The organism is Vibrio sp. 10N.261.52.A1, assembly GCF_002876325.1.
GTDB classification, from domain to species: Bacteria; Pseudomonadota; Gammaproteobacteria; order Enterobacterales; family Vibrionaceae; genus Vibrio; species Vibrio chagasii.
Map to the genome: position 1 here is coordinate 1 of NZ_MCYD01001024.1, position 6559 is coordinate 6559.

Sequence of the window (6559 nt, forward strand, 5' to 3'; positions counted from 1 at the left end):
CAAGGCGTTCTACTAATTTGTTGAAATTCGCGACCTAATTATGAAAATGACCTATAATACAGCTAGTTATAATGGTATGGGTCATTTTTTATGGGTAAAAAATCTTGCCAAGAGTCATCAACATCAAGTGTGAAGATACCTCATGCTCATAAAGGCATTCAGGTCAATACATGCAAGAACCCAAACTGTGACCAATTCGGGATGATTTCTGAAAGGAATCAGCAAGATAAATCCACAAACAACAAAAGTCAACATAGTAAACGGGACTCCCACTACGCCATTAGTGGCCTTGGTAAAGGTTTGCCGGGGTTGAAGTGCAAAGGGTGTGGGGAAATTACGCCCATTAAGAGCAACTTAGGTATACATGAAGAGTACACAAGGCTCAAATCATACCTAAGTGACAAGGACTATTCCTGCCCAAATGCAGAGTGTGACAATCATTCTGTTTCAATTACTGACAGCCCTAAGTCTTATTCAAAAATTGGCAAAACCAATGGTTCTCAAAGATTTCAATGTAAATCTTGTCGCAAAACGTTCTCTACTGGTTCAAAACGAAGAAGACAAAACCGTTCTGAAATCAACAAAACCCTCTTTAAGTTACTGGTGAACAAAGGTGCCTATCAGGCGCTGCTGCGAGATTCTGGATATATCACCAGCAACCTTCTACCACAAAGTGGACTGGTTATATGAGCAAGCTCTTGGGTTCGTTCAAGAGCGAGAAAGAAAGCTCATTGAAAAATGCAATGCTGAAAGACTTTACCTAAGTACCGACAGGCAGGTACAGGTCAGTACCTGGATCAGTCGGGAAGATAAAAGGAACACTGAGTTCCTTGCTTTGGGTACGGCAGATAATAATTCTAGCTATGTGTTTGGTTGGCATTTCAATTTTGACCCCTCGCTCAATGCACAGGCTGTGGAGAGGGAAACTATCTTGCTAAATGACTACAAGAATCAAACCCCATTTCGTAAACATGCCAGATTATGGTTAGAGCGAGATTATCAAGATGCGATGTCCCGCTCAGCTAGAAAACAACGGTCACAAGGCTCATTAGAGGGCGAAATCGAAGAAAAATACCTCATTGAAAGCGACAGGGAGCATGTTGAGTCCAGCGAAATTATAGATGGCACTGTTAAACCGCCAGCCAATGGAATGCTAGTTCATAGCGAGTACACCATGTACAGTCATTTTCTTCTGCTTAATGATCTGTTGCGGAATGTTGAGAAAGTTCGATTCTCGTTAGATCAGGAAACAGGCATTAAAAATTCATTCATGACTGCATTTAAGCAACGAATACAATCAGGTACAGCCGATGCTTTCTATGTCAAAGCCACCAAGGATTTGACAGTAGACCAAAAACGCATCTTGATAAGAGAGAGCCATCGAAAGGTAAAAGAGAAGCTAGGGTTAAACTACACATCCTTATCTTACGCAGAAAAACAGGCAGCAATACAATCGCTTATCATTGAAGAGATGGAGTTAATGAAGAGGTGCAATCATGGCAAGGAGCTTTGGTTGAAGTACCCATTCGCTACCAAATCAGAGCCTGAAAAAATGGTTGCAGCGTTAACGAATATCTTACGGTATACAATTGATCATCAAGTAAACCTTTATAAGCGAGCAAGCTTACATGGTATCGACAGGTTCTTTATGCAGGCAAGAAGGCGGGTCAACATACTAGAAAGACCGTTCTCTACTGGGGCTAACTCAAGGAGGGTGTGGTATGGTTACAGCGTTTACAACCCATCAATGCTTATCAAGGTATCAGAGCTTTTTAGGTTGTTTTACAACTACATACACAATGACACAGAAGACAAACAAACACCTGCGATGCGCCTAGGGTTAGCAAAAGGGAAGGTATCTTTTGAGAAGATTATCTACTTTGATCGTTAGACTTCTGGCTTACTTCCGCTCTCATAGCGAACCATAATTGAAGCTGTCTAAGAAAAACACTCAGGAACAACTGAGCTAGATTTTTACGCTAGTTCAGCGGGTAATAATACATCAGCAGTTCTGAGGCGTCACATGGCTTTTTAAATATGTTGCTGTATGAGAATCCGATTCTTCAATCAGCGCTTTCGGTGTACCTTCAAACATGAGTTGTCCTCCTTTCTCACCGCCATCTGGGCCGATATCGATAATCCAATCAGCTTGTGTCATCACATCGAGGTTGTGCTCGATGACTATCACCGTATTTCCTCTGGCAGCCAACTCATTAAGGATTTCGATAATTTTATTGGCATCAGACATATGTAACCCAGTTGTTGGCTCATCTAGCACATACACATTACCTGTTTTATGCAGCTCACTTGAAAGCTTAACTCGTTGACACTCTCCGCCAGAAAGAGAGGCCAATGGTTGACCCATCGTTAAATACCCCAAGCCTACTTGTTGCAGCACCTTAATTCTTTTCGTTATCTTTTCTTGGTTGAATAACCCAACTGCCTTATCGATAGTGAGTTCGAGTAACTCGGCAATATTCAAATCTTGATACTGATACTTCAAGGTCGCCTCATTATAGCGTTTTCCTTCACATTCACTGCATTGGGTACGAATAGGATCAAGGAAAGCCATTTCCATTTCAACAAAACCCAACCCTTTACAATGTGAGCAAGCTCCTTCGGAATTAAAGCTAAAAACTGAAGGTTTTACATTGTTGGCTTTCGCATATACCTTACGAATTTCATCAAACAACCCAGTATAGGTAGCCGCGTTTGAACGCTCAGACTGACCAACAGCCGATTGATCAATCACAATCGCATCGGGGTAACGGGATAGGAATTCATGATGAATAAGCGAACTTTTCCCCGAACCAGCAACACCCGTGACGCAAGTCATGATCCCTTTGGGAATATTCACATTCACATTGCGAAGGTTATTCGCCGTCGCATTTTTTATCTCAAAATGGCTGAGGGCTTGCCGTACACGGCTTTTAAGCGAAATGCTTTGGCTTAACAGTTTTCCAGTGGCACCCTCTGATGTTAATAGCTCAGGGTACGTACCTTGAAACACAATCTGACCGCCATTTAGCCCCGCTTTGGGGCCAACGTCTATGACATGATCGGCAATTTTTATTACATCGGGATCATGTTCAACCACCAACACGGAATTGCCTTTATCTCGCAAGCTGAATAATAGATTGTTGAGGTGATGAACATCTTTCGGGTGTAAGCCGACACTTGGCTCATCAAGAATATACAGCATTTCAGTTAGGCTAGAGCCAAGCTGCTTCGCGAGTTTAATACGCTGTGCTTCACCGCCAGATAGTGTTGATATGTCACGAGACAGTGATAAGTACCCCAGACCAATATCAATAAGGTGGCTGATCTTATTATCGATCTGCTCGATGATGGTGTGGGCATGAGCTTCATCAATCGCATCGACAAACTGCTTTAGGTGATCGATATCAAAATGCGAGACTTGATCAATATTGTAGCCGTTGATTTTAACACTCAGGGCTTGTTGATTTAGACGCGCTCCATGACAAGTATGACAATCTTGAACGGACAAATACTGCTCGATGATCTGCTTTTTCTTTTTAGATAACGTATCTTGTTTTTTGTGTACATATAGGCGGTTAATTTTCACAATTACGCCTTCATATGTAATGTCTAATCCCAAATCACCAGTATTGAGAGCGATGTTTTCTTCAAAACCATAAAGCAGTTTCTGATAGTCTTCTTGCGTAAATTGATTAACGGGTAAATCACAATCAAATTGCCCACCTAAAGCAATATATTTCCACTGCCAACCACCAACTTTAAAGTCAGGGAACAAAATCGCCCCTTCATTTAGCGACTTGCTCGTATCAAGAATTCTATCGATATCAATATCCATAATCTGCCCTGTGCCATTGCAACTCAGGCACATACCTTCTGGAGAGTTAAAGGAAAAATGGCTCGAAGCACCAATCAAAGGTGTTCCGATACGAGAAAACAGTAAACGTAAATAGGTGTAAATCTCGGTTGTTGTTCCTACTGTTGATCGCGAACTTCCCAAGCTACGTTTTTGCTTTATCACAATAGCAGGGGAGATATTTTCAATAAGATCGCAATCCGGTTTAGGGACTTTAGGTAAATGACTTTGCGCGTAAGTACCCAGTGTGTCGTAAAGCTGTCTTTGAGCTTCAGCATTAATGGTTTCAAACACTAGTGATGATTTGCCCGAGCCCGAAACACCAGTAAAGACGACAATCTGGTTGCGTGGGATTTGAATATCCACTGACTTAAGGTTGTTTTGTCTTGCGTTAATAATATTGATGCTTTTCATGAGTTGTAAATATCTTAAGTCAGTTGTCGTTTATGGTGGAATGAATCAGAGGCTTTTATTGATAATTAACCGTGTACTTCACCTGTACAAAGTCGTTAGCAAAAGCAGTCGCCTGTGCTTGCTCTAGTTTGATGTCTTTAATCGTTTTACCAAACAGCGGAATACCTTCACCTAATAACACAGGGGCTCGTGTAATGGTCATTTCATTGATCAATTGAAGATTAATGAAAGCTTGAATAGTGGTGCCACCATCGATGTAGGCATGCCGATGTCCTTCGCTTTCGAGCTTAGATACCAACGCATGAAGATCGCCAGAATACATCTCGACTTTATCTTTCATGTTATCTGGAGCTTCCTTCAACGTGTTACTCAGTACAATGATTCGCATATCACCATACGGCCACTGCTCTGGCCCCCAGATTCATGTTTGAAATCACCTCCATACATTTACGCCCCATAATCAGGCAATCAACAGAGGCCATATATTCAGCCCAGCCCATATCTGCTGGATCAGCCGAACCTGCTTCAGAATTTCCAGCCGTATGCAGCCAGTCAACACTGCCATCTTTTTTAGCAATAAAGCCATCTACACTGGTTGCGATATATACAGAACATTTAATATTTTCATCTCTTTCTGAGTTATGCGGAACTAGCTATAGCTCATCCCTTGGCTTCAAGTTCAGCATCGGTTATAATTATTCTACAGCGTAGAAATTAATATTAGTCTAGCGAGGAGGGAGAATGTCTGTCAAGGAGAAAAAACGCGGGCGACCAAAAGGCTCGGGCAGCCAACTTAGTACACAAGCTATCATGGATATGGCTAAGACATTGATGCAAGAAGAAGGGAAAATCCCTAGCATTCGTAATGCTAGCTTCAAGTTTAAATGTTGATGCAATGGCGATTTACCATTATTTCAGCAATAAAAATTCACTATTAGAGGCGATCACCACTTCATTGATAGAAGACATCTATGAACCGAAGGTAAGTGATAGCTGGAAGTTAGAGCTAAATGAATTATGTAGTAGCTACTTAACTTTACTAAACAATTATCCCGGATTACTAGAAACGCTCCTCACTATGAGTTCTACAAGCCCTGCTGCTGTATTTATTGAGTGATTCCATGTTGTTATAGAGCCATTGAATCTAGATGCTGATTCAGCAAAAAATGCATTGGATCTATTGGTCGATTACCTTCATGGTTATGCACTTGCGTTAAATTGTAGTGACAGCCTATCGACGCTGAATGTAGGAATGCTTGAAGGGCCCCTCGATATGTATTGCATTGCTCTGGAAAATGTTAACAAGGCAAATTAGTAATGAGTTGGTATTGCTTGTATATCTTCATTCTTGTTTGCGAGCATCATTGTATTGGGTCGGAAAAGAATGGTGATATATTGCTTGAGATACTACAAATTGCATAAAAAAGAGAAGGGAGACGCTGTCTCCCTTCTTCTTACGCTAATTTCAACAAATTAGTAGAACGCCTTGAGTATAAACTCGGGCTTTGGAAGTTTCTTTGTCATCGATGAAGCGACTAGATTGCCTGACGAAGTTGGAAATAGCGTCCTTGTTCGTTCAACAGTGTCTCGTGAGAGCCATGTTCTACAATCTCACCTTGTTCAATCAGAACGATAGAATCCATCGCTTCCAGACCAATCAAACGGTGTGTAATGAAAATAACTGTCTTACCTTCAAAATGCTTCTCAAACAGTGCCATGATGCTCTGCTCAGTTTGCTTATCTAGGCCTTCGGTTGGCTCATCAAGCAGCAGGATAGGGGCATCATGAAGAATGGCACGTGCAATACCAACACGGCGCTTCTCACCACCAGACAGTTGACGACCACCGTCACCTAACCAGCTATTAAGACCATCATTCTCAAGTAGCTTTTCTAGGCCAACGTCTTTAAGGATGTTAGCTAGGTGTTCATCGTTAGCATCTGGTTTCGCAATCAACAGGTTGTCGCGTAGGCTGCCATTCAAGATGTCGACACGCTGGCTGACCACACTGATCGATTCACGCAGTTGTGATTCGTTCCATTGTGTTAGTTCAATGCCCGCGATAGAGATATAACCTTTCTTAGGATCCCAGTAGCGAGTTAGAAGCTGAATCAGTGTCGATTTACCCGAACCCGTTTGACCCACAATTGCGACCTTATTCGTTGCAGGAATCGTTAGGTCGACAGCGTTCAGAACACTGCGCTCAGAATCAGGGTAATTGAACGTTACGTTTGAGAACGTAATATCAAGCGGCTTGTTGATGTCGAGTTTCTCTTCAGCGAACTGAACTTCA

At 41.9% G+C, this 6559-nt stretch carries 5 protein-coding genes and 1 pseudogene; 3 read left to right on the forward strand and 3 right to left on the reverse strand.

What is annotated here, in order from left to right; genetic code table 11:
- Positions 1-90 precede the first annotated feature (90 nt).
- Together BCT81_RS29050 and BCT81_RS22245 are read left to right on the forward strand one after the other, a co-directional pair.
- The gene (locus BCT81_RS29050) at positions 91-690 is read left to right on the forward strand and encodes a hypothetical protein (RefSeq protein ID WP_133152685.1); all 600 of its coding nucleotides are present in this window, start codon (positions 91-93) and stop codon (positions 688-690) included.
- Positions 674-1891: a hypothetical protein gene (locus BCT81_RS22245; protein WP_133152686.1), complete on the forward strand. Its 1218-nt coding sequence runs from the start codon at positions 674-676 to the stop codon at positions 1889-1891. Before BCT81_RS29050 ends, BCT81_RS22245 begins: the two co-directional genes overlap by 17 nt.
- Before the next feature lie 111 nt (positions 1892-2002).
- Here the strand turns inward: BCT81_RS22245 and BCT81_RS22250 are convergent, their stop codons facing one another.
- On the reverse strand, positions 2003-4267 hold the full coding sequence (locus BCT81_RS22250) for an excinuclease ABC subunit UvrA (protein ID WP_102425875.1): 2265 nt from the start codon (positions 4265-4267) through the stop codon (positions 2003-2005).
- 55 nt (positions 4268-4322) lie between these two features.
- A complete protein-coding gene (locus tag BCT81_RS29845) occupies positions 4323-4655 on the reverse strand; it encodes a dihydrofolate reductase family protein (RefSeq protein WP_241908260.1) in 333 nt (110 codons plus the stop codon).
- 353 nt (positions 4656-5008) lie between these two features.
- Between BCT81_RS29845 and BCT81_RS22260 the strand changes: the two are divergent.
- Positions 5009-5582 (forward strand): annotated as a pseudogene (locus tag BCT81_RS22260) (TetR/AcrR family transcriptional regulator).
- 220 nt (positions 5583-5802) lie between these two features.
- On the opposite strand, the gene BCT81_RS22265 reads toward BCT81_RS22260, so the two are convergent.
- Positions 5803-6559 (reverse strand): ATP-binding cassette domain-containing protein (locus tag BCT81_RS22265; RefSeq protein ID WP_133152687.1); only part of this gene is annotated, 757 nt, incomplete at its 5' end.